The sequence below is a fragment of the Dendronalium phyllosphericum CENA369 genome, from assembly GCF_016056275.1.
In the GTDB taxonomy this organism is placed as follows: domain Bacteria; phylum Cyanobacteriota; class Cyanobacteriia; order Cyanobacteriales; family Nostocaceae; genus Dendronalium; species Dendronalium phyllosphericum.
The window spans coordinates 1-1,153 of sequence record NZ_JAECZA010000332.1; the positions used below are offsets into that span (position 1 = coordinate 1).

3 protein-coding genes are annotated in these 1,153 nt (G+C 39.9%); all 3 read left to right on the forward strand.

All coding sequences use genetic code 11. From position 1 onward, the window contains the following. Positions 1–3 precede the first annotated feature (3 nt). The 3 genes from I8752_RS36650 to I8752_RS36660 all read left to right on the forward strand — a co-directional run bounded on the left by I8752_RS36650 (position 4) and on the right by I8752_RS36660 (position 974). On the forward strand, positions 4–234 hold the full coding sequence (locus I8752_RS36650; protein ID WP_214437042.1) for a hypothetical protein: 231 nt from the start codon (positions 4–6) through the stop codon (positions 232–234). 139 nt (positions 235–373) lie between these two features. Further along, the gene (locus tag I8752_RS36655; RefSeq protein ID WP_214437040.1) at positions 374–601 is read left to right on the forward strand and encodes a hypothetical protein; all 228 of its coding nucleotides are present in this window, start codon (positions 374–376) and stop codon (positions 599–601) included. 145 nt (positions 602–746) lie between these two features. Further along, entirely contained in the window at positions 747–974 is a 228-nt protein-coding gene (locus tag I8752_RS36660; RefSeq protein ID WP_214437041.1) for a hypothetical protein, read from the forward strand. Positions 975–1,153 lie beyond the last annotated feature (179 nt).

Below are 1,153 nucleotides of genomic sequence, written 5' to 3' on the forward strand. Positions count from 1 at the left end.
ATCATGGCAAGTATTAATCTTTCTGAACTACATAGTGCTGGTTCCGAATTGTTCCAAGATTCTGAAAGCTTTCTCAATGAATTGGGCGATGTCGATTCTATCTCTGGTGGTGGACACAGCGGAGTCAGCGACTTGTCGGGACTGACAAAACTAGCTGAAGCTTGGGTTGATACATATGGTATTGGTCACATTACCCTTGTCGCCCAGTCATTTAGCAGTCACGGCTACTACTAACTAAGCTACATGGCTTTTTGGGATTCAATGTAACAGTAATCTCTGCAATAAAAATGAGATTGATTATCGAGAATCCCTAAAAGTCAGCTAGATAAATTCACTCAACAGTTTAATTGCAATAATATTTTGGGAGAAAACCATGGCCACAATCACCATTTCTAAACTACACACCGCTGGCTCTGAACTGTTCCAAGATTCTGAAAGTTTTCTTCAGGAACTGAGCGATGTCGATTCCATTTTTGGCGGAACTGCCGAAGTTAGCGATTTGTCGGGACTGACAAAGCTAGCTGAGGCTTGGGTTGATACATATGGTATTGGTCACATTGCCCTTGTAGCTAAGTCATTCAGCAGTAACGGCTACTACTAACTAAGCTAGATGGCTCTTTAGGGATTCAATATAAGTAGAAATCTTTGCGATAAAAATGAGGTTTCTTGATTATTAATAATCCCTAAGAGTCAGCTAAACAAATTCACTCAACAGCTTAATTTCAGTAATATTTTGGGAGAAAACCATGGCCACAATCACCATTTCTAAACTACATACCGCTGGCTCTGAACTGTTCCAAGATTCCGAAAGTTTTCTTCAGGAACTGAGCGATGTCGATTCCATTTTTGGCGGAACTACCGAAGTTAGCGATTTGTCGGGACTGACAAAGCTAGCTGAGGCTTGGGTTGATACATATGGTATTGGTCACATTGCCCTTGTAGCTAAGTCATTCAGCAGTAACGGCTACTACTAACTAAGCTAGATGGCTCTTTAGGGATTCAATATAAGTAGAAATCTTTGCGATAAAAATGAGGTTTCTTGATTATTAATAATCCCTAAGAGTCAGCTAAACAAATTCACTCAACAGCTTAATTTCAGTAATATTTTGGGAGAAAACCATGGCCACAATCACCATTTCTAAACTACATACCG